General features: G+C 57.3%; 19 protein-coding genes and 4 tRNA genes. 6 read left to right on the plus strand and 17 right to left on the minus strand.

Going from position 1 to position 22804, the window contains the following annotated elements:
* Positions 1–9: 9 nt before the first annotated feature.
* The 6 genes from uvrD to NWV12_RS21135 form a co-directional block, all read right to left on the minus strand.
* Positions 10–2172, minus strand: coding sequence for a DNA helicase II (gene uvrD, locus NWV12_RS21110; RefSeq protein WP_033146899.1), 2163 nt, complete (start codon positions 2170–2172; stop codon positions 10–12).
* 107 nt (positions 2173–2279) lie between these two features.
* Complete coding sequence (yigB, locus tag NWV12_RS21115) at positions 2280–2996, minus strand: 5-amino-6-(5-phospho-D-ribitylamino)uracil phosphatase YigB (protein ID WP_033146900.1); 717 nt, start codon at positions 2994–2996, stop codon at positions 2280–2282.
* Entirely contained in the window at positions 2996–3898 is a 903-nt protein-coding gene (gene xerC / locus NWV12_RS21120; protein ID WP_033146901.1) for a tyrosine recombinase XerC, read from the minus strand. The genes yigB and xerC overlap by 1 nt, the downstream gene beginning before the upstream one ends.
* Positions 3895–4602, minus strand: coding sequence for a DUF484 domain-containing protein (locus tag NWV12_RS21125; RefSeq protein ID WP_023309626.1), 708 nt, complete (start codon positions 4600–4602; stop codon positions 3895–3897). The genes xerC and NWV12_RS21125 overlap by 4 nt, the downstream gene beginning before the upstream one ends.
* A complete protein-coding gene (gene dapF, locus NWV12_RS21130; RefSeq protein WP_008501545.1) occupies positions 4599–5423 on the minus strand; it encodes a diaminopimelate epimerase in 825 nt (274 codons plus the stop codon). Before dapF ends, NWV12_RS21125 begins: the two co-directional genes overlap by 4 nt.
* A 35-nt stretch (positions 5424–5458) precedes the next feature.
* Complete coding sequence (locus NWV12_RS21135) at positions 5459–5662, minus strand: lipoprotein (protein ID WP_014885650.1); 204 nt, start codon at positions 5660–5662, stop codon at positions 5459–5461.
* Between the two features lie 135 nt (positions 5663–5797).
* Here NWV12_RS21135 and cyaY point away from each other — a divergent pair, with 135 nt between their 5' ends.
* Positions 5798–6118, plus strand: coding sequence for an iron donor protein CyaY (gene cyaY, locus NWV12_RS21140; protein ID WP_023333807.1), 321 nt, complete (start codon positions 5798–5800; stop codon positions 6116–6118).
* Positions 6119–6213: 95 nt separating this feature from the next.
* On the opposite strand, the gene cyaA is transcribed toward cyaY, so the two are convergent.
* On the minus strand, positions 6214–8757 hold the full coding sequence (cyaA, locus tag NWV12_RS21145) for a class I adenylate cyclase (protein WP_023309629.1): 2544 nt from the start codon (positions 8755–8757) through the stop codon (positions 6214–6216).
* 350 nt (positions 8758–9107) lie between these two features.
* On the opposite strand from cyaA, the gene hemC reads away from it, so the two are divergent.
* The 5 genes from hemC to NWV12_RS21170 all read left to right on the plus strand — a co-directional run bounded on the left by hemC (position 9108) and on the right by NWV12_RS21170 (position 14601).
* Positions 9108–10049, plus strand: coding sequence for a hydroxymethylbilane synthase (hemC, locus tag NWV12_RS21150; RefSeq protein WP_048980559.1), 942 nt, complete (start codon positions 9108–9110; stop codon positions 10047–10049).
* Positions 10046–10786: a uroporphyrinogen-III synthase gene (gene hemD / locus NWV12_RS21155; protein ID WP_047059115.1), complete on the plus strand. Its 741-nt coding sequence runs from the start codon at positions 10046–10048 to the stop codon at positions 10784–10786. The genes hemC and hemD overlap by 4 nt, the downstream gene beginning before the upstream one ends.
* A 20-nt stretch (positions 10787–10806) precedes the next feature.
* Positions 10807–12015: a uroporphyrinogen-III C-methyltransferase gene (hemX, locus tag NWV12_RS21160; protein WP_048980558.1), complete on the plus strand. Its 1209-nt coding sequence runs from the start codon at positions 10807–10809 to the stop codon at positions 12013–12015.
* Between the two features lie 2 nt (positions 12016–12017).
* Positions 12018–13217, plus strand: coding sequence for a protoheme IX biogenesis protein HemY (gene hemY / locus NWV12_RS21165; protein ID WP_039264255.1), 1200 nt, complete (start codon positions 12018–12020; stop codon positions 13215–13217).
* Between the two features lie 172 nt (positions 13218–13389).
* A complete protein-coding gene (locus tag NWV12_RS21170) occupies positions 13390–14601 on the plus strand; it encodes an MFS transporter (RefSeq protein ID WP_048980557.1) in 1212 nt (403 codons plus the stop codon).
* A 507-nt stretch (positions 14602–15108) separates the two neighbouring features.
* Here the strand turns inward: NWV12_RS21170 and NWV12_RS21175 are convergent.
* From NWV12_RS21175 to rffA, 10 genes are all read right to left on the minus strand, one after another.
* Positions 15109–15185 (minus strand) — tRNA-Pro (locus NWV12_RS21175).
* Between the two features lie 45 nt (positions 15186–15230).
* Positions 15231–15316, minus strand: a tRNA-Leu gene (locus tag NWV12_RS21180).
* A 22-nt stretch (positions 15317–15338) separates the two neighbouring features.
* A tRNA-His gene (locus NWV12_RS21185) sits at positions 15339–15414 on the minus strand.
* 67 nt (positions 15415–15481) lie between these two features.
* Positions 15482–15558: transfer RNA gene (locus tag NWV12_RS21190), tRNA-Arg, on the minus strand.
* A gap of 102 nt (positions 15559–15660) precedes the next feature.
* Entirely contained in the window at positions 15661–17046 is a 1386-nt protein-coding gene (locus NWV12_RS21195; protein WP_023309635.1) for an amino acid permease, read from the minus strand.
* A gap of 197 nt (positions 17047–17243) precedes the next feature.
* Positions 17244–17984 carry a lipopolysaccharide N-acetylmannosaminouronosyltransferase gene (wecG, locus tag NWV12_RS21200; protein WP_029739560.1) on the minus strand — a complete coding sequence of 247 codons (741 nt, stop codon included), beginning with the start codon at positions 17982–17984 and terminating at the stop codon, positions 17244–17246.
* Positions 17985–17996: 12 nt separating this feature from the next.
* A complete protein-coding gene (wzyE, locus tag NWV12_RS21205) occupies positions 17997–19349 on the minus strand; it encodes an ECA oligosaccharide polymerase (RefSeq protein ID WP_033146908.1) in 1353 nt (450 codons plus the stop codon).
* A complete protein-coding gene (locus NWV12_RS21210) occupies positions 19346–20425 on the minus strand; it encodes a TDP-N-acetylfucosamine:lipid II N-acetylfucosaminyltransferase (RefSeq protein WP_048979292.1) in 1080 nt (359 codons plus the stop codon). Before NWV12_RS21210 ends, wzyE begins: the two co-directional genes overlap by 4 nt.
* Positions 20422–21672 (minus strand): lipid III flippase WzxE, encoded by a 1251-nt coding sequence (gene wzxE / locus NWV12_RS21215; protein WP_048979293.1) that lies wholly within the window; start codon positions 21670–21672, stop codon positions 20422–20424. Before wzxE ends, NWV12_RS21210 begins: the two co-directional genes overlap by 4 nt.
* A gap of 1 nt (position 21673) precedes the next feature.
* Positions 21674–22804: a dTDP-4-amino-4,6-dideoxygalactose transaminase gene (gene rffA / locus NWV12_RS21220; protein ID WP_048979294.1), complete on the minus strand. Its 1131-nt coding sequence runs from the start codon at positions 22802–22804 to the stop codon at positions 21674–21676.

The following is a 22804-nucleotide window of genomic DNA, read 5'->3' on the forward strand; positions in this document are numbered from 1 at the left end:
TTCTGAATGTTAGACTGTTTCCAGCTTCGCATAGGCCGCCACCAGCCATTTGATCCCCTGCCCCTGGAACGCCACCTGCAGGCGGCTGTGCTCGCCGCTGCCTTCCAGATTCACAATGGTGCCTTCGCCAAACTTCGAATGGCGCACGCGCTGGCCCAGCTTGTAGCCGGTATCGGTTTCCGCAATCGGCGAGCCCATGCGCTGATGGCTGACCGGACGGCTGATGCTCGCCCGCAGACGCACCTCTTCCACGCACTCCTCCGGCAGTTCGCCGATAAAGCGCGACGGACGGTGATAAACCTCTTTACCGTACAGACGGCGGGTTTCGGCGTAGGTTAGCGTCAGCTTTTGCATCGCGCGCGTCACGCCCACGTAGGCCAGACGACGTTCCTCTTCCAGACGGCCGCCTTCATCCAGCGACATCTGGCTCGGGAACATCCCCTCTTCCATCCCGACGATAAACACCTGCGGGAACTCCAGACCTTTGGCGGAGTGCAGGGTCATCAGCTGAACCGCATCCTGCCAGGTGTCCGCCTGCCCTTCTCCCGCTTCCAGCGCAGCGTGGGACAGAAACGCCTGCAGCGGCATCAGATCTTCGTCTTCTTCGTTGTAGCTGAACTGGCGCGTTGCCGTGACCAGTTCCTCTAAGTTCTCAATACGGGTCTGGCCCTTCTCGCCTTTCTCCTGCTCGTACATGGTTCTCAGGCCGGAGTCTTTAATCACCCGGTCGGTCTGCACGTGCAGCGGCATGTCGGCGGTTTCCTGCGCCAGAGCGTCAATCAGCTCAAGGAAGCGCTGTAATGCGCTGGCGGCACGTCCGGCGAGCGCTTTTTCCTGCAGCAGCTCGCGGCACGCCTGCCACAGCGTCAGCTGGCGATCGCGCGAGGCCTGACGCACCACGTCCAGCGTGCGGTCGCCAATCCCGCGGGTCGGCGTATTGACCACGCGTTCAAACGCCGCGTCGTCGTTACGGTTCGCAATGAGGCGCAGATACGACAGCGCATCTTTGATTTCCTGACGTTCGAAGAAGCGCATACCGCCATAAATGCGGTACGGCATGCTCACCTGCAGCAGCGCCTCTTCCAGCACGCGCGACTGGGCGTTGCTGCGGTAGAGAATGGCGCACTGCTCCAGCGCGCCGCCGTTGTCCTGCCAGGTTTTGATGCGGTTCACCACGAAGCGGGCTTCGTCGAGCTCGTTGAAGGCGCAGTAAATCGAAATCGGTTCGCCGTCGACGCCGTCGGTCCACAGCTTTTTACCCAGACGCCCGTTGTTGTTTTCAATCAGGGCGTTGGCCGCGCTCAGGATGTTGCTGGTTGAACGGTAGTTCTGCTCCAGACGGATAGTTTCCGCGCCGGGGAAATCGTTGAGGAAGCGCTGAATGTTTTCCACCTGCGCCCCGCGCCAGCCGTAGATCGACTGGTCATCATCGCCCACGATCATCACCTTGCCGGTATCACCGGCCAGCAGGCGGATCCACGCGTACTGGATGTTGTTGGTATCCTGGAATTCGTCCACCAGGATATTGGTGAAGCGTTCGCGGTAGTGCTGCAGGATGTGCGGCTTGTTGAGCCACAGCTCGTGGGCGCGCAGCAGCAGCTCGGCGAAATCCACCAGACCGGCGCGATCGCACGCTTCCTGATAGGCCTTGTAGACGTTCTGCCAGGTCTGCTCGACCGGGTTGCCGAAGCTCTGAATGTGGTGCGGGCGCAGCCCCTCGTCCTTCTGGCCGTTGATGTACCACATCGCCTGACGCGGCGGCCACTGCTTCTCGTCGAGGTTCATCGCCTTGATCAGGCGCTTCAGCAAGCGGAGCTGGTCTTCGCTGTCGAGGATCTGGAAATCCTGCGGCAGGTTGGCGTCCATATGGTGCGCGCGCAGCAGGCGGTGCGCCAGGCCGTGGAAGGTGCCAACCCACATGCCGCCCTGGCTGGTGCCCATCAGTTGGGCGATACGGTGGCGCATCTCTGCTGCCGCCTTGTTGGTAAACGTCACCGCCATGATGGAGTACGGGGAGCAGTTCTCCACGCTCTGCAGCCAGGCGATACGGTGAACCAGCACGCGCGTCTTACCACTGCCCGCCCCAGCCAGCACCAGCATGTTGGTGCGCGAGGCGGCAACCGCGTCACGCTGTTTGTCATTAAGGCTGTCGAGCAGGTAAGAAACGTCCATTGGCACCGTCACATAGTATTCAGGAACACAGCGAAGCGCCCGGTGGCGCTTCGCTTACCGGGCCTACAACTGCAAACCCCTGGTAATTTATACAATATTACTGGTGATTATATCAGCGTCGTGAGGGATGCCAACCGTGAAATTTCCACGTGCGGCAGAAGACGGCTGTCGGTTGCGGTCATCAGCTCCGCATTTTCCGGCTTGATCCAGCAGGCCTGCATCCCGCAGCGAATAGCACCGGCCACGTCCGTGGTCAGGTCATCCCCCACGTGCAGAATGTTACCCAGCGGCAGGTTAAGCTTATCCGCCGCCAGATGGTACATATCATTAAACGGCTTCGCTCGCCCGTGCGGGCCCGCGCGCAGCACAAATTCAAAGTAATCGCTGAGGCCAAACAGCTCGGGCTGGGCATTGCCGTTGGTGATGGCCACCAGCGGCCACTTTTCGGCAAGCTTCGCCAGCGTGTCGTGAGTCTCCTGCGGCACGTCGATACGGCTGCGCCATTTGGCAAAGTTTTCCATGGCCGCTTCGGCACCGATGGCCGCGTCCTGCGCGCTCAGGCCAGCATTGAGCATCGCCTGCTCGACCGCACGACGACGCCATTCGGTCACGTCGTGGTAAATGTCCGGCTCGGTTTCCCGCAGGGACTGACGAAGCTTCTGAAAGTCCTTGTTCTGTATCGCTTTCAGCGCGGGATGGTAGTTCTGCACAAACGCCAGCGACTCCTGCTCGGTACGCAGGATCACCTCGCGGTTGTCGTAAAGGGTGTCATCAAGGTCAAACGTCAGGGCTGAGATCTGACCAAGTGGGCGGTAAAAACGCATTATTTCCCCCGTTTGGCGCGTGGATGCGCCGCGTCATACACCGAGGCAAGGTGTTGGAAGTCTAAGTGGGTATAAATTTGTGTGGTCGACAGATTCGCGTGGCCAAGCAGTTCCTGCACGCCGCGCAGATCGCCGCTCGACTCAAGCATGTGTGTCGCAAAGGAGTGGCGCAGCTTGTGCGGGTGAACGTGGCTGTTCAGCCCCTGCTTAATGCCCCACTCCGCAAAGCGCTTCTGGACGTTACGCGCCGAGATCCGTTTGCCGAGCTTCGACAGGAACAGCGCATCCTCTTCGCTGCCAAACAGCCCGCGCAGGTCAAGCCAGTGCTCAATCCAGGAAACCGCATTGCGGCCAATCGGCAGGCGGCGCTCTTTGCTGCCCTTACCCATTACCCACACTTCACCGGACTCCAGATCGAGGTGTTTGATATCAAGATTAACCAGCTCGGACAGACGCAGCCCGGCACCGTACATCACCTCCAGCATCGCGCGGTCGCGCACGGCGAGCGGATCGTTAAGGTCGATATCCAGCAGGCGGTTTACGTCGTCGACGTCGATATTTTTAGGCAGATGGCGCGGCGCTTTCGGCGTGGCGATCCCCTTTGCCGGGTTGGCTTTTAAGCCCCCCTGGCTGACCAGCCAGTCGAAGAAACTGCGAAGCGCTGAGAGCCTGAGCGCCAGGCTCGCCGGGCTGAGATTTTTTTTACGGCTACGCACGACGAACCCGCGTACCGTCGCAGCGTCACATTGTTGCCAGCTTTTCAGGCCGATTTCGTCGGCGATCTGCATGATGGCATCAAGCTGACGCTGGTAGTTGAGCAGGGTAATGGGGCTAAGCTGACGCTCCACGCCCAAATAGCGCAGAAAGCGCGAGACGTCAGTGGCGAGCAGTCCGTCCATCATACGCGCTCAATCCAGCGCTCCAGCAGCTCGGGCAGCATCAGGGCGATCTCCTGCAGCAGGTGCGTGGCTTGCCCCTGCTCATAGTGATGCGCATCGCGGCTGGTAAATAACATGACACCCAGATCGCCATCGCGCCCCATCAGCGACATCGCCACCGAGCCAATCGCTTTGGCTTCCGGTAACACCACCAGCAGCTCAGGCCCGTTCAGCGGCCCCAGATAGTGGTGCTCATGGCCCAGACGCTGAATGCGCAGCGGTTCAAACGCCTGACGGCTGAGCGCCAGATGGGTGAACCCCGACGGTGCGCCAATGCGCCAGCGGTCAGGGAAAAGCCGAATCGTTGCGCCCGCCAGCCCCAGCTCGCGAGCCCAGCGGTGGAAGCGGCTGAGGAACTCGTCAAGACTGTGCGCGGACGCCAGACGCGCCTGCAGGTGTAGCAGACGATAGAACAGGCTTTCGTTGGTGCTGGCCTGCTCCATCAGCAGCGTCATGTTCTCTTCTAGCTGATTGATGTGGTTGCGCGAGCGCGCCATGTGCCATTCGACCAGCGACACGGTCCCGCGAACCGGATGCGGCACGCGCATCTCTTCGACGACGCGTGCATTGCGAATAAAAAACTCAGGATTGCGCAGCAGATAATCAACAACAGCTCTGTCGTCCAGTTCCGTCACTGTTTCCTGCAGTTCTTCCCCTGGTTGTTTCATAGATGGATAAACCCGTCATAGACATGTGCCGCCGGGCCAGTCATATACAGTGGATGACCCGGTCCTTTCCAGGCGATATCAAGCCTACCGCCCGGTAATTCCACGCGAACCTCTTCTGCCAGTAACCCCTGAGAGATGCCCACGGCCACCGCAGCACAGGCGCCGCTTCCGCAGGCCTGCGTCTCGCCCGCGCCGCGCTCGTAAACCCGCAGGCGAATGTGCTCGCGCTTCACCACCTGCATAAAGCCGATGTTCGCGCGCTCCGGGAAACGTTCGTGGCTTTCCAGTACCGGGCCGAGCGTTTCGACCGCGGCGGTTTCCACATCATCAACCTGAATCACGCAGTGTGGGTTACCCATTGAGACGACGCCGCACAATACTGTCTGCTCGGCCGCACGCATAATATAGGTCTTTTCCGCTTTGTTTGCGCGAAACGGCACGACGGAGGGCTCGAAGTTAGGCTCGCCCATATTCACGCGCACCAGCTCATCATCGGTGACGCTGAGCACCATGCGGCCATTGGCCGTGCTGACGCGAATATCACGCTTGTTGGTCAGCCCTTTCAGGCGGACAAAGCGGGCAAAACAGCGCGCGCCGTTGCCGCACTGATTAACTTCGCTGCCGTCCGCGTTAAAAATACGGTAGTGGAAATCGAGGTCGGGATCGTACGGTGGCTCGACCACCAGCAGCTGATCGAACCCCACGCCCAGATGCCGATCCGCCAGGCGACGGATCAGTTCCGGGGAGAAAAACACATTCTGCGTTACCGCGTCGACGACCATAAAATCGTTGCCAAGGCCATGCATTTTAGAGAACTGCATCATTTGCTCCATTGCGCGGGTACAGAACGTTGTCGTCAGAGATTAACCTGAGTCGGGCCACCGTTGTCGCCACGATCGTTAGTATTTGGCGTGGTAGACTCAATGCCGCTTTGCACGGGTTTCGTCGGCGGCGGCGCGGTTTTATCCGCAGGTGGGAAGTACAGTGGTCCCTTCAGTCCGCAGCCAGTCAGGCTAAACAGCGTGATGAGAACGGCAAGCGTTCGGAAAGCGTTTTTCATTATAAAGTTGCCCGTAAGTTCAAATCTGTTTCTATCATCGCAGGAGAAGACACAAAAGCAAGAGTTTGCCGCTTTCCTGCAACGGGAATTATTTAGGGTTATACTGCCGGCATCACGAAAAACAGGAACAAAACCATGAACGACAGTGAATTCCATCGCCTTGCCGACAACCTGTGGATGACCATCGAAGAGCGTCTTGACGACTGGGATGGCGACAGCGATATCGATTGTGAAATCAACGGCGGCATTCTGACCCTGAGCTTCGAAAATGGCAGCAAAATTATTATTAACCGCCAGGAGCCGCTTCACCAGGTGTGGCTGGCCGCGAAACAGGGCGGCTATCATTTCGATCTGAAGGACGGGGAATGGGTTTGCGACCGTAGCGGCGTACCGTTCTGGGATCTGCTGGAACAGGCGGCGACCGCGCAGGCGGGTGAGGCTGTGAGTTTCAGGTAGTTTTGTTGCCGGGTGGCGCTGCGCTTACCCGGCCTACGGGTTCGAACTGTTGTAGGCCCGGTAAGGCGTAGCCGCCACCGGGCGAGCGAAAAGGCTCAGGAGAAATACTGCTGCAACAGCGGCGCGGTGTCCTGATTGGCAGGCGCGGCTGGCGTTACGGCCTGTGTACGGAACGGGATCACCTGCGTACGTCCGTCGACGTTCACAATCTGGTAGAACTGCGGCAGGTTAAAGTTGATAAAGCTTGAGCCGTAGGTGAAACGGTCATGCGAAGAGGAGTAGAAGCGGCTGACGTCGCGCACCAGCTCCTCTTTACTGCCTTCACAGTGGTGATACACCTCGGCGCGGTTGGTTTCATCCAGAATGTAGATGTTGAACCCGGCATCGTCGCCCGACTCTTCAAAGAAGAACTGAATAATCCCTTCGCTGGCGAATCCGTCCACCACCTGCGGGAGCTTAACGTGGTTGGTTTCCACCTGCACCGACAGGCCATGCAGCTTGTTGTGTGAAATCGCGCCGTAGAACTCGATGGCGTTTTCCAGCTTCTGTACCGACACGTTCAGACGTTCGAAGAACAGGCCCCAGGTCTGACCGGAGACGCGCAGCGCTTTAAAACGCCCGGTTTCCTGACGGGTGCTGGACAGACGCAGTTCGATACACTCAGAAACCAGCTGCTGCACGCGGGTACGAATTAAACCGCGCAGGTGCTGGCTGTAGCAGAACACCTCAACGCTGTCCGGCGGTGCGGCATCCTGGTGCATCTTGCCGAGAATGGTTTTCAGCGCTTCGATCATCGCCTGCTCGCCGTTGAAATGCAGGGTACGCACTTCGTTCCACGAGTTGCGGTACAGCAGATCCACGCTGCCCACCAGGCAGTTTTGCTGCTCGCCAAAGCTGAAAACGTCCAGCTTGCGGAAGTCAAAGTGAACCACCTGATTGCGGAAGGCCGCCGTCGGGTCGTATTCCAGGTTGACGATAATCGCCAGATGGCGAATTTCGCACGGGCTGTAGAGCGCTTTCGGCGTTGGGGCAGGCAGACGCAGCGGGAAGTGGTGCGACACATCCGCGACCATCTCCTGCAGCTTAGCGAGATCTACCACCTCGTTGCCTTTGATAAACAGGCGCGTGCGCGAGGTCAGCAGGCCGTTAAACCAGGCCCAGGCCACCAGCTTGTTCAGGTAGCGGTTATACTCCAGCGGCTGATGGCTGATGATTGAGTCCATGCTTGGCGCACGGTTATACAGATACCACCCGGTGCGGTTTGCGCGGCCCGGCGGCACATAGATAAAGGTCAGATTCGGTTCTGACAGGTCTGGCGAAATCTGCGGATTAACCAGGGTGACTTTGCCCGGCAGCGCTTCAAACGCGGCGTACAGCTTACGGGTCAATACCCCGATGTCCTGCGGGCTGGCGGAAACGCTGAGGTTGTTACGGCGCGCAAAGCGGATCAGGTTACGGTAGCTTTGCATCATCGCATCGAGCAGTTCGTTGTGCGCTTCACGCACCTGATCGATTTTCCAGTTGGCCCGGTTGTCGAGCATGGACAGACGCGCTTCGTCCCATCCCCACTCTTTCACTAACTGACTGACCACTTCACGACGCCAGCCCACGCAGGCGCGCTCGCGGCTCAATTTCTCACAGACTTTGAGATAGAAACATCGACGCACCAGGTCAAGACGCGTGGTGTCATCAATGGCTTTCAGGTATTCGGTCACGCGCTCCAGCATCATGCAGTAGGCGTCCAGCCCGAAGGAGACGATCTCCCCGTCGTGCAGACGCTGCTTGATATCTTTCGCCAGCAGGCGCGGCGTAGGGTATTCCCAGGAATAGGCTTCCAGCAGCAGCGTTTTCAGCACCGCTTTGTACGGTGAGTCGATACTCTTATAGAGCTGCCAGAGGCTTGCGCCAAAGTACTCTTCGGCTGACAGAGAGCTGAGGCCGCCAAGATCCAGCCATTCGTTTGGCGTCAGTACGCCCTGCGCGTAAAGCGACATGACGTAGTCATCGTAATGCTCTTCTTCTTCGCACGGGACCATATTCCACAGAATACGCTTCCCGGCCAGACGCACGGCAGTACGGTAAAATTCATCCAGCAGTAAGATGTGCTGAGTCGAGCCGCAGTCCTCACCACCCAGACTGCCGCTTTCGTTATGGCGGAAACGGTTTTCATCAATCAGGAAGAAGCTTACTTCCACGCCGAGCGAGGCCGCCCAGCTCTCCAGCAGGCTGCACTTGCGCTGCAGCAGCTGACGCTCGTCGTTATCGAGCCAGGACTGATGGCAGACCCAGATGTCCAGGTCCGAAGAACAGCTTTGCCCTACCGATGAGGTGCTCCCCATAGAGTAAACGCCGGTAATCGGCAGTTCACCTTTTGGAGACTCCTGTGGCGGCATGCCGCGGTAGAGTTCCAGCTCGTTCAGGTAATGCTGTTGGGTTTCATCAGGCGTGAAAAGGCAAATGCCCTGGGGAACGTTACCGTCAAGGTAGCCAGGCATCAGCGGATGGTGATAGTGCAATAATGTCGGCAGCAGACTGTATACCTGCTGGAAAGCAGGGCCCATGGCAGCAAGCGCGCGATCCACACGCAGTTGATTAATGGCATCCAGTCTCTGTTTCAGAGTCTCAATATAGAGGTACAAGACGTATCGCCTGATGTTTCCGGGTGTCGCAAGCTATTCAAAACACGAATAACAGCGGACCCGCAGTATTTCAAAAAGATAACCGTTACCCTTTTTCGCCCTTATCATTTTTGGTGGTAGCGACGAAAAAATGGTCTAAAACGTGATCAATTTAACACCTTGCCGGTTGACCGTAAAGAAAGATGCGCTACATACAAGTGTAGCACCGTTCTGTACGTGTAAATTCCTGAATACGGCTATGGCTGACGAATACGTCGCCTTGTCCCTCTCACGCTTCATCAACCGTAAAACTGCCATCCCAGAGTCAACAATGTTAGGATGGTTAGCGATTGATAATGACGGTAACAAGCATGTTAGACAATGTTTTGAGAATTGCCACACGCCAAAGCCCCCTCGCGCTCTGGCAGGCACATTATGTGAAGCAGCGCCTTGAAGCCTGCCACAGTGGATTGCGCGTCGAGCTGGTGCCGATGGTCACGCGCGGTGACGTGATCCTCGACACGCCCCTGGCGAAAGTGGGCGGCAAAGGTCTGTTTGTCAAAGAACTGGAACTGGCATTGCTTGAGAACCGCGCCGATATCGCCGTACATTCAATGAAAGACGTGCCCGTCGAGTTCCCGGAAGGGCTAGGGCTGGTGACCATCTGCGAGCGCGAAGATCCGCGCGATGCGTTTGTCTCTAACCACTTTGACTCGCTCGACGCGCTGCCGGAGGGTAGCGTGGTTGGCACGTCCAGTTTACGCCGTCAGTGTCAGCTGGCAGAGCGCCGTCCTGACCTGATCATTCGCTCGCTGCGCGGTAACGTCGGAACGCGTCTGGGCAAGCTGGATAACGGCGATTACGATGCCATTATCCTCGCCGTTGCCGGCCTCAAGCGTCTGGGGCTGGAGTCGCGCATTCGCGTGGCGTTGCCGCCAGAGCTGTCGCTCCCGGCCGTGGGCCAGGGTGCCGTCGGCATCGAGTGCCGTCTGGACGATGCGCGTACCCGCGCACTGCTCGCACCGCTGAACCATGACGAGACCGCTATCCGCGTAAAAGCCGAGCGTGCGATGAATACCCGCCTCGAAGGAGGATGTCAGGTACCGATTGGCAGCTATGCTGAATTAACAGAAGGTGAACTGTGGCTGCGCGCGCTGGTGGGCGCTCCGGACGGTTCCCAGATGGTACGCGGCGAACGTCGCGGTAAAGCGCAAGATGCCGAGCAGCTTGGCGTGTCGCTGGCGGAAGAGCTGCTGGATAACGGCGCCCGCGAGATTCTGGCTGACGTTTATAATGGAGAGCCCCCTGCATGAGTATTCTTGTCACCCGCCCTTCTCCCGCAGGAGAGCAGTTAGTGAGCCGTCTGCGCACACTTGGGCAGGTGGCCTGGAGTTTTCCGCTCATTGAATTCTCCCCCGGTCGGGAGCTCTCCGCGCTCGCCGACCAGATGAATACCCTTCAGGAAGGCGACCTGCTGTTTGCGCTGTCGCAACATGCCGTGGAATTTGCCCACGCGCAGCTGCAACAGCAGGGTTTAGCCTGGCCACTTGCCCCCCGCTATTTCGCGATTGGCCGCACAACGGCACTGGCGCTGCATACCGTAAGCAGCGCGGACGTTCGTTACCCGTTAGATCGGGAAATCAGCGAAGTCTTGCTACAATTACCTGAATTACAAACTATTGCCGGAAAGCGTGCGCTCATTTTGCGCGGCAACGGTGGCCGCGAACTGCTGGGCGAAACGCTGCGTGAACGTGGTGCAGACGTGACGTTCATTGAGTGCTATCAGCGCTGTGCAAAACACTACGATGGCGCGGAAGAGGCGATGCGCTGGCACGCGCGCGGCATTAATACGCTGGTGGTCACCAGCGGTGAAATGTTACAACAGCTTTGGTCGCTGATACCGCTTTGGTATCGCGAAAACTGGTTACTCCGCTGTCGGCTTCTGGTCGTCAGTGAGCGTCTGGCGAACCAGGCCCGGGAACTGGGCTGGCAGGATATTCGGATCGCTGATAACGCCGACAACGATGCGCTGCTGCGCGCATTACAATAACTCTCAAATGGGAAGCCATAATGACGGAACACGACAAATCCTCCGCCGTGGTTGAAGAGACCAGGGAGACTGTGGAGACGACGCCACAGCCAGAGACGACTGAGAAAACCGCTGAGAAGAAAAACGGCAGCAACAAAACGAGCCTCGCGCTGAGCGCGATTGCCATTGCCATTGCGCTGGCAGCAGGGGTTGGCCTGTACGGCCTGGTGAAGCAACAGGGTGCTAACCAGACGTCCACCAGCGATGCGCTGGTGAATCAGCTCACTGCCCTGCAAAAAGCGCAGGAGACGCAGAAAACCGAGCTCGAAACGGTGATTAAGCAGCAGGCCGCCGCGCTTGCCGAGGCGAACAGCAAACAGGAAGAGCTGGCTAAACAGCTGGGCGACGTGCAGCAGAAAGTCGCCACGATTTCCGGTACCGATGCCAAAACCTGGCTGCTCTCGCAAGCTGACTTCCTGGTGAAGCTCGCCGGACGTAAGCTCTGGAGCGATCAGGACGTCACCACTGCCGCCGCGCTGCTGAAAAGCGCCGACGCGAGCCTGGCAGACATGAACGACCCGAGCCTTATCGCGGCCCGCCGCGCGATCACCGAGGACATCGCCAGCCTCTCCGCCGTCTCGCAGGTGGATTACGACGGCATTATCCTCAAGGTGAACCAGCTGTCGAATCAGATTGATAACCTGCAGCTGGCGGATAACAACGACGACGATTCCCCGATGGATTCCGACGGTACCGAGCTTTCCAGCTCCCTGAGCGAATGGCGCATAAACCTGCAGAAAAGCTGGCAGAACTTTATGGACAGCTTCATCACTATCCGCCGTCGCGACGAAACCGCCGTGCCGCTGCTGGCGCCGAACCAGGATATCTATCTGCGCGAGAACATTCGTTCCCGCCTGCTGGTGGCGGCTCAGGCCGTGCCGCGTCATCAGGAAGAGACATACAAACAGGCGCTGGATAACGTCTCGACGTGGGTACGCGCCTACTACAACACCGATGATGCGACGACCACCGCCTTCCTCGAAGACATTGATAAGCTGAGCCAGCAGAACATCACCATGAACGTGCCGGATAAGCTGGCCAGCCAGCCGATTCTGGAGAAACTGATGCAGACGCGCGTACGTAACCTGCTGGCGCAGCCGGGCGTACCGGCAGAGCCGACGGACGGAGCGGCACCTGCTCCGGCTCCGGCTCCGGCTCCGGCGCCTGAAAGCGCACCACAAGGAGAGTAATGATGCTAAAAGTTCTCTTACTCTTCATCCTGCTGATCGCCGGGATCGTGCTGGGACCTATGCTTGCGGGTCATCAGGGTTACGTCCTGATCCAGACGGATAACTACAACATTGAAACCAGCGTAACCGGCCTGACGATCATTCTGATCCTCGGCGTGGTGGTGCTGTTTGCGATCGAGTGGATCCTGCGCCGTATTTTCCGCACCGGTGCCCACACGCGCGGCTGGTTCGTTGGTCGTAAACGCCGCCGCGCCCGCAAGCAGACCGAACAGGCGCTGCTTAAGCTTGCCGAGGGTGACTATCAGCAGGTTGAAAAGCTGATGTCGAAAAACGCCGACCATGCCGAACAGCCGGTAGTGAATTATCTGCTCGCTGCCGAAGCGGCGCAGCAGCGCGGTGACGAAGCCCGCGCCAATCAGCATCTGGAGCGGGCGGCAGAGCTGGCTCACGGCGACCCGATTCCTGTAGAAATCACGCGCGTTCGCCTGCAGCTGGCGCGCAATGAAAATCACGCGGCGCGTCACGGTATCGATCGCCTGCTGGAAGTTGCGCCACGTCATCCGGAAGTGCTGCGTCTTGCCGAGCAGGCGTATATTCGTACCGGCGCCTGGGGCTCGCTGCTGGACATCATTCCGTCGATGGCGAAGGCCGAGGTGGGCGACGATGAACATCGTGATGAGCTTCAGCGTCTGGCATGGATTGGCCTGATGGATCAGGCGCGCGCCGACCTGGGCAGCGACGGTCTGAAAACGTGGTGGAAGAATCAGAGCCGTAAGACGCGCCAGCAGGTTCCTCTGCAGGTCGCCATGGCGGAACATCTTATTGAATGTGACGATCATGACACGGCTCAGGAGATCCTCCTCGATGGCCTGAAGCGCCAGTATGACGATCGTCTGGTGATGGTGATCCCGCGTCTGAAAACCAATAATCCTGAGCAAATCGAAAAAGTGCTGCGTCAGCAGATTAAAACCGTCGGTGACCGCCCGCTGCTGTGGAGCACGCTCGGTCAGTCGCTGATGAAGCACGGAGAATGGCAGGAGGCGAGCCTCGCCTTCCGCGCGGCGCTGAAGCAGCGTCCGGACGCGTTTGACTACGCGTGGCTTGCCGATACGCTGGACAAGCAGCACAAGCCGGAAGAGGCAGCCGCCATGCGGCGTGACGGATTGCTGTTAACGCTGCAAAATAACGGTGCGCAGCAGTAAATAAAAAGGAGGCCAGAGGGCCTCCTTTTTTTATCGCCTTTCTCCTGCTACATTCTTTACACACACATCTGCAAACGAACCCGCCAATGTAACCATGTCTTTTCATTAACCTTTTTTCACACACGCGCACATTTTGCAGCGTGGACTAAATCGTTTTTGAAAGGAAATCTCCATGAACTCGCTTTTGTATGCGCTTATCCAGGCGCTGCGCTGCCACCGCTGGCTGCGCCTGCTTGCCTGTGCTTTTATCTTTTCTTCACTGGGGAATGGCTTAACCCAGGTCGTGGTCTTCGGTTTGCTGCTGGCGTGGTCAGCCCCGCCCGCTCTGCTCACACTCGCTTTTCTTTTCGCTACGGTACCAGGGTTCATCGGCAGTATCTTCGGCGAAAAGCTGTGCTCGCGCTTTTCGCCGATATCCCTGCTGATACTGACCGAGGGGCTGGGCCTGCTCGCCCTGCTCTTTCCCCTGCTTGGTGTGGGTTACCACAGCGTTGCCGCATTGCTCGCCGTGCAATCCACCGAAGCCCTGCTCAGCGGGATGAGCTGGCCCGCGCTGACTTTGCTCTTTAAGCGCGGACTTAGCGAAGCGGAGCTGCCCGCTGCAACCTGTCTGGAAAATGTGATTTTTGCTTCTCAGGTGTTGTTAGGGACCGGCCTGGGCGTGGTGCTGTTTCAGAAGACGTCCGTGTTTACCCTGCTGGCCATTGATGCCGCCACCTTTCTCGGGTCAGTGGTACTGCTATGGCTGGCTGGGCGCCGGTTTTCTCCGGCACCACATCCCACCGCTATGGAAAGGGGAGTTTCTGCAACATTACGCTGGCAGGCGTTGACCGTTCGGCAGAAACGCAGCCTGCTCATCCTGCCGGCGCTGGCCGCCGTCGGCTCACCGGCGATGGCGCTGCTTCCGGCACTGGCCCAGCAGCTCCGTCCTCAGGATGCGGCGGGCCTTGCTTTGCCTCTGCTTTTCGCGAGGAGTCTGGGGCAGCTTTGTGGCCCCCTGCTGCTAAAAAAAGAGAGCCTGACGCGCTTTGCGGCCCACACGCCGCGAATAATCGTTTGCCTGAGCATCTTTCTGGCCGCTTATGGCATGCTGCCTTTTTTGTCCGGGTGGACGATATGCGCGCTGGGGATGATCTTTATCGCGCATCTGGCCTCGAATGTTCTCTTCGCAGCGGGCACGTTTGGGGTACTCAGTAGTTTTCCTCTCACGCAAACCGCTTCGGCCAGCGGTAAAGCCTGGCGCTGGCAAACGCTCAGCGCCTCTCTTTTCACCGGCATTGCAGCGGCGGTAGCTTCAGGGTTTGGCTCCGTACAGGCGCTCTATGCTGTCTCTGTATCGGCCCTGCTGATGGTTGCCCTGATCATGCGCCTGTATCGGGAATAAGGCATAAAAAAACGCCTGCTATAAAAGCAGGCGTTAAAACAGGTCTGTAAGACAACATATTTGGTGCTTCACTCAACGTTGTGTCCATGGTGTCTGATGAGGCCGAAGCGACATCTGTCAGTGGACGATAAGCACCGTAAATGGCTCTGCGTCATTCCTGAGTTTATGAGGCACTAAGGCGAACATAAGAGATGGAATGAGCATCTACACGCATATTATTGCACGTAACGTGCCAACATGACACCCAGAACTTTTACATGACGCAACATTTTAAGATAAAAGGAAATTATGCTGCCTGGCGCCGTCTTAGGCTCTACAACGTATCGGGAAAAGGCGGGAATATGTCGCCAGGAGGAGACAGCAAAACCCATAAATAATTATTTGTTTAATTTTCAATGAGTTGCATGTCGCTGGATTGCGACAAAGAAAAAGGGCTCTGTCGGGGCATGACTACAGGAATGAGAGCTCGCAGAAAACAAAAAACCCCGCCGAAGCGGGGTTCAAAATTGGTCGGCGAGAGAGGATTCGAACCTCCGACCCACTGGTCCCAAACCAGTTGCGCTACCAAGCTGCGCTACTCGCCGATGTACTGCTTTTTGAATTTTTAGTTCAATTCATTTAAAAAGTCGTGGTGCGAGGGGGGGGACTCGAACCCCCACATCCAAAGGACACTAACACCTGAAGCTAGCGCGTCTACCAATTCCGCCACCTTCGCAATTCACAACTCTTTCAAATAATGGGGTGGCTAATGGGATTCGAACCCACGACAACTGGAATCACAATCCAGGGCTCTACCAACTGAGCTATAGCCACCACTGTATTCTTTCACGCGGTACTGACTACTTCTCAGACCACCGCAGCTCTAGCGCCGGGACTAAAATGGCGCGCCCGACAGGATTCGAACCTGAGACCTCTGCCTCCGGAGGGCAGCGCTCTATCCAGCTGAGCTACGGGCGCTTAGCGCCGTTGCGGGGCTGGATATTACGTACCTCCGTCCCCGCTGTCTAGTGCTTTTTTGAAAAAAATGCGCGTTTGGTTATGGTTTGCACATTTTGCCGCTTATTCCTCCACTTTCTGCGTGGTGCCGCGGCGACCCAGGCCAAAAAGCTTATATGCAGCCGTTACAGCCGCCAGGAAGATCATCCCGACAAACAGCGACATGCGGGTATCTTCATTAAAGTACATGCCGATTAATACGCAAATCAGGAACGCCATCGTCAAATAGTTCGCATAGGGGAACAGAATTGAGCGGAACGGATGGCTTTCAATCGCTTTTTTATGCGCATGACGGAAACGCAGCTGGCTGATGAGGATAACAAACCACGGCACCATGCCCGGCAGTACGCTGGCGCTGTAGACGTAAACGAACACGCGCTGCGGGTTAGGAATGATGTAATTCAGGCAAGAGCCAATCAGCAGGATTACAATGGAGACCGCCACACCCGCCACCGGTACGCCGGCACGTGAAACTTTACTCATCGCCGCAGGCAGCTGGTTATTCTTCGAAAGCGCATAGAGCATACGCCCGCAGCTGTACATCCCGCTGTTACAGCCTGACAGCGCTGCCGTCAGGACCACAAAGTTGATGATACCCGCCGCCGCCGTGATACCAATTTTGGCGAAGGTTAATACAAACGGGCTACCCGTCGTGCCAATTTCGTTCCACGGGAAGATGGTCACGATGACGAAGATCGCGCCCACATAGAAAATCAGGATACGCCACAGCACTTTGCCCACCGCGCTACGCAGCGTGACCTGCGGGTTTTTCGCTTCACCGGCGGTAATACCGATCAGCTCCACGCCCTGATACGAGGCCACAACGATACACAGCGCCGTCAGGAAGCCCTTCCAGCCGCCGGCGAAGAAGCCGCCGTTTTCGGTCAGGTTGCCGAAGCCGATAGCGTGTCCACCGTTGCCAAAGCCGAAGAAAATCACGCCCAGGCCGACGACAATCATCACGATAATCGTGGTGACTTTGATCATTGCGAACCAGAACTCAATTTCACCGTAAAGGCGCACGGCGGCCAGGTTTGCCAGCGCCACCAGCCCCACGGCAATGAGCGCGGGTATCCACTGGACCATGTCCGGGAACCAGAACTGGACGTAGACCCCTATCGCGGTGATCTCTGAGATGCCCACCGCCATCCACATAAACCAGTATGACCAGGCCGTCAGGTAGCCGAAGAACGGGCTCATATAGCGATGCGCGTAAACGGCGAAAGAGCCGGTTACCGGCTCCAGGAAGAGCATTTCGCCCATGGAACGCATAATGAAGAAAACAAACAGCCCGGCGATAATATACGCCAGTAATACGGAAGGGCCTGCCCATTTGAGCGTGCTTGCGGAGCCCATAAACAGGCCTACGCCGATAGTGCCGCCCAGCGCTATCAGTTCAATATGACGAGCTTCCAGCCCACGCTGTAGCTCCGGTTGTTTCTCTGCCATAGATCCTCGATTGTGTTTGCTGTTTCCCGGCTTAATACCGGGTATTGTTTTTTAGGGGTACTAAAATACGGAGCGAATGGTTTCCTAAAATCTGCCAAATGGCAAACGATGCATTAAAAAAATGAATGCATTGCACAGATTATCAGCAGTTTTGCAGGCGAGTTGCAGCGCGAATAGCATATCGCGCTACATTTTGATTACATTTTCCCGGTGTAATGCCAGGCGAGGTAGCGAAGCAGACGGATCTGTCGTTTAATGCGCGTCGGTTGCGATAGCAGGCGGTACAGCCACTCCAGCCCCAGATTTTGCCAGACCTTTGGCGCACGCTTAACGTGGCCGGTAAAGACGTCGTACGTGCCGCCGACGCCCATGTAGAGGGCATCCGGACAGACCAGACGGCAGTCGCGCATCAGGATCTCCTGGCGCGGGGAGCCCATCGCCACGGTGACAATTTTCGCCCCGCTGTCACGAACGCGCTCAAACAGAGCCTGTCGATCTTCCGGTTTGAAGTAACCATCCTGGCTGCCGACAATATTAACATTCCATTGACGACGCAGTTTCTCCTCCGTCTGGGCCAGTATCTCCGGCTTTCCGCCAATCAGGAACACGGGCGTACCCTGCGCACCTGCCCGGGCCATAAGCTGCTCCCAGAGATCGGCCCCCGCCACGCGGGATACATTAGCGTCAGGATACTTTTTACGGATAGAGCGGACCACGCTGATCCCGTCCGCGTATTTAAATTCAGCCGCTTCAATCAGGCTTTTGACTTCCGCATTATCCTCAACCGCCAGCATTTTTTCCGCGTTGATGGCCACCAGCGTACCGGATTTCATCTGGCCGTCGGCGAACAGAAAGTCCAGCGCGTGCTGCATGTCGCGCCAGCCAATAAGCTGCAGGCCACGTAGCGCGTAGCGCGGTGCAGAAATTTTATCAGTCATTACTATCCTTACTCAGACTTGCGACAGCGTTGTGCTGCCCTGCCGCTCGCGCTTGTGCACAAGACCTGCGCTGTCAAACAGCCAGTACAACAGTTTGGCCAGCAACAGGCAGAGGCCGAAAACAACCATGAAGAACACCACGCGCGAAACGAACGAGTCCAGCCCTTCGCGCGCCAGAACGATCATATTGAAAATGGCACCAAAGCAGAAACTGTGCAAAATGGCGGCTTTATAGCGGTTGGTCTCTTCGTTGCCGCGCAGGTAAAGCCAGTCGAACCACTTGATAATCAGCCCCACGGCAACCGCCCCGGGCAGAATGAACCACGCCCCCCCCATCACCACCAGGGAACCAATCAGCGTTGGCGAGATTGCCAGACCGGAATGGTTGTTCAGCACTTCCCAGGTAAAGTAATTCGCCGTGTTAAGCACCACGCCGGGCCGGTCCGGCCATAGCCAGGAAGGGATAAAGACGTAGAAGTCGCGAACAATCGGCGCCAGCCCCTGGAAATCAATCTTGTCATAGTTTTGCAGCAGCAATGCCAGGTTTTCCCACGGCGAGAAGGTATCGCGCGTCAGGTAGAGGAACGTGTAAAACGCCTCATCGCCCGCTACGTTCATCCCGTAGCGCTTCAGCGCCAGCCAGAACATCCCCACAATGCCAAACACGCCTGCCGCAACCAGCATCCACAGCGAGATCCAGCCGCGGATGATGCCGATAAACAGGAAGATGGCGAAGGCGATGATAATGTTCGCGCGCGTGCCGCCCACAATCATGTAGGTCAGAATGCCAAACGCGACGGTGCTGACCAGAAAGAACAGCCACGCTTTGCTGTCCTGGCGCAGGAAAAAGACCACCAGCATCGCCGGGATGAAGAAATAGAAGAAACGCTTAAGCGCCACGCCCGAGACTTCGGCCGAAAAAATCTGGCTGTAGGAGTGGAGCTTAAACAGCAGAAAGCCGTTATGCATGAAGAAGATACCGACGCTGACCAGGGCGATGGTCATCAGCATCACCCACGTCAGGTGGGTCTCAACCCGATTCATGGTAAAAAGCGGCCGACGCGGGACAGCAGCCTGCGCTGAACGCAGACGCGTTTTATAGGTGACGTAGTAGACGGCATAGAAGCAGGTCGCCGCCAGAAGCGCCTGGAGCAGGATTTCCGGCGGCGCGACGCTCACGTCAAAACGGAAGACCAGAATGCTGGTCAGCGGGAAGCCGAAAAAGAAGGTCAGCAGAAACAGTAACGAGAAGAAAACGTTAAAGTTGAACCGCACCCGGCGGAATTCAAACCAGGTAAGCGTGGCGATAAACAGGGCGCTCAGAAGCCAGACAACCAGTAAGCCGCTGAATTGCAACTGACTCATGCTTTGTCTCCTGAAGCGATACGCAGCGCGCGATGCCACGGCGTGAGGTAATTCGGGCTGAAAAAATCGATGCTATTTTTATCCACCAGCGTGAGCTGGCGTTGGGCTTCCCGTACCACCTCGACATTCAGCGTGTCTGAGGTAAACAGCACCGGAATATGCTGCTCGGCCATGTCCTGCCAGAACGGGTTGTCGCGGTTGAGCACGCACGGTACACCCGCCTGAATCAGCAGACACAGCGTGCCGATTCCCTGCTGTCGGGCGAAGATGAAATAGCCAAGATCGCATTTTCTCAGCAGCGCAAGATACTCATCAAATTCCAGCCTATCGCTGAGGATGTGCAAATTTTCTGCGCTAAACAGCGCAAGTCCCTGCTGGCGGACCTCAGCAATATAGGCGTCGTTGTTGGCGGGATAGCCCATCGGCACCACCACGTTCACCGTGTCGCCGAACTGCTGATGCACCGCCCTGAGCGCTGCGACGTGTTCGTTACTGCGATCGCCGGAATTCCCCACCAGGATCGTTAGCTTGCCTTCACGCACCGCGTCATTCGCCATGGCGTTCAGCGCCGGATCCATGCGGGTTGGGAAATAGAGCAGTTCTCCGCGCATGTTCGGGTGCTGTTTAGCAAAATAGTTGAGATCGCCACGGGTGGCAAACACACAGCCCACGCGCCCCTGCGCCATGCGGCGCAGCGGATAGAAAAGACGGAATTTCCAGCCGCGGGAGACTTCGTAGAGATCGGCTCCCCAGATATGCCAGCTGAACTGGGAGGGTTTAATCCCCCCGTTAAGCAGCGCCAGCCACAGGCCGGTATTGAACTGCCCGTGGAAAAAGAAACGTTGCTTACGATCCGCCTTGGCTCTGGCAACGACCGCCTTCGCCAGCGCGGCCTTATCCGGCCAGAAGCGAATCGTCAGCGCCGGAAACGCCTCGCTCAGGCCCTTATCCTGACCTGCAACCATAAACTCACGCGCATCAGGATTACCCGATGCGAGCTCGTCGTTGAAGAACCGCAAAACGGTCTGGTTATGGTGTGGGATATCCGATCCCAGGATGTGAATCAGTGCAGTCATGCGCGTTTACGCCACAATAAAAATACGCCGCAACAGGCGGCGAAATAAACGATATAGGTTGCCATGTAGGCCTGAGCCGCCCCCAGCGCACCGTGCGCGGGTATCAGCCAGTGTGAAAATGCTGTCAGTAACGCAAACTGGCTAATTTCCGCCAGGATATACATCCGCAGGGACGCTTTTGCAATCACCAGATAGCCAAAAACGTAAGCACCCACTTTCAGTACATCACCCACCAGCTGCCAGGCAAAGAGATCGCGCATGGCGGTGAACTTCGCCGAGAACAGCAGCCAGATGGCGACATCGCGCAGTAACCAGACGGTAAAGCTGGCCGCCGCGACGGCTGGCAGCACAAAGCGCAGCGATCGGAAAATCTCACGGGTAATATCCTGTCCGGACGTCAGACGCGATAAGGTTGGCAGCAGGTAAACGCTAAAGGAAGCCGTAATAAACTGGAGATAGGCGTCGGAAATACTGCTTACGCCCTGCCAGATCCCCACTTCATCCCAGCTATAATGCGCCGCCAGCAAATTTCGCATCATCACGTAGGCTACCGGCAGCGTGACGGAGGTGATGAGCGCCATCAGGGTAAATTTACCCAGCTGGCTGGCAAGCATCGTGTCCCATTGCGGTTTCAGGTAGCTCAGAGGGATGACGCCCCGACGCATCAGCATAAATGCCGCAGGTACAACAACCAGTGCCGGGACCAGCGCCAGCCCCAGCAGTGCGCCTTCATAGCCGCCCAGGCGATAGCAAAAGTAATAGGCAATCACGCCGATGACGCTGCCCAGGATTAAGGCAAGCGCGTTCCCGGCGGCATCACGAAAACCTTTCATCAGCGCCAGCAGCAGGTTAGCCCAGGCAATACCCATCTGAACCAACGCGACCAGACGCACCAGCCCCTGATAATGGGTATGACCGAACAATCCCTGGCTGATGGGCGCCGCCGCCAGCAGAAAGACAATCGCCATCAGGGTCGAAAAACCCGTGACCATCGCCGAAGAGGTACCCACCACTCTTCGCAGCTGAGCCGCATCATCGTGATACTGCGCAACGTATTTGGTGACGCCGTTGAAGATACCGGCACCGGCCAGCACGCCAAGGACGGTGACAAGCTGGCGGAAATTACCCGCCAGCCCCACACCAGAGGGGCCAAATGAGACGGCCAACAGCTTGACGACCAGCAGCCCGGCGCCAATTTTTACAAGCGTGGACGCGGCGGTCCACACCGATGCTTTTGCCAGAGACATATCAGCCGAAATAACTCAGAAGGGTATTAATTACCGTACGCTGGTTAACAGGCGCGAGGTTGTAGAACAGTGGCAGGCGAAGCAAACGCTCACTTTCTTTGGTGGTGTAACGATCTTCACCCGCGAACGTGCCAAACGCTTCGCCGGCCGGGCTGGAGTGCAGCGGGATGTAGTGGAACACCGCCATAATTTCGGCCTCTTTCAGCCAGGCGATGAGCTCGCTGCGGTCGTCGTTATCGCGCAGCTTTATGTAGAACATATGCGCGTTGTGGACGCAATCCGCCGGGATGATCGGCAGCTCAATACGCCCGGCTTTGGCCAGAGGCGCAAGCGCATCGTAATACGTTTGCCACAGGGAAAGACGCTGAAGGTTGATACGTTCCGCCGCTTCCAGCTGCGCCCACAGATACGCCGCCTGCAGATCCGCCATCAGATAGCTGGAGCCGATATCGCGCCAGGTGTATTTATCTACCTGTCCCCGGAAGAACTGGCTGCGGTTGGTGCCTTTTTCGCGGATCACTTCCGCACGCTCCACGAGAGCCCGGTCGTTAATCAGCGTCGCGCCACCTTCTCCACCCGCCGTGTAGTTTTTGGTTTCGTGGAAGCTGAAGCAGCCAATGTGGCCGATCGTGCCCAGCGCGCGTCCCTTGTAGGTGGACATCACGCCCTGCGCGGCATCTTCCACCACGAACAGATTATGTTTTTTGGCGATGGCCATGATGGTGTCCATTTCACAGGCCACGCCCGCGTAGTGAACCGGCACGATCGCGCGCGTTTTGTCAGTGATCGCCGCTTCAATCAGCGTCTCATCAATGTTCATGGTATCCGGACGGATATCCACAAAGACGATTTTCGCTCCGCGTAGGACAAAGGCGTTCGCGGTGGAAACGAAGGTATAGCTCGGCATAATCACTTCATCACCGGGCTGGATATCCAGCAACAGTGCCGCCATTTCCAGCGATGCCGTACAGGATGGGGTCAGCAGCACTTTGGCGCTGCGAAAACGCTGTTCCATCCACTGCTGACAGCGACGGGTAAAACCGCCGTCACCACAGAGTTTGCCGCTGCCCATGGCAGACTGCATATAGTCGAGTTCAGTTCCGACAACGGGTGGTGCGTTAAATGGAATCAT

It is taken from the genome of Enterobacter sp. Crenshaw, assembly GCF_024734705.1.
GTDB classification, from domain to species: domain Bacteria; phylum Pseudomonadota; class Gammaproteobacteria; order Enterobacterales; family Enterobacteriaceae; genus Enterobacter; species Enterobacter asburiae_B.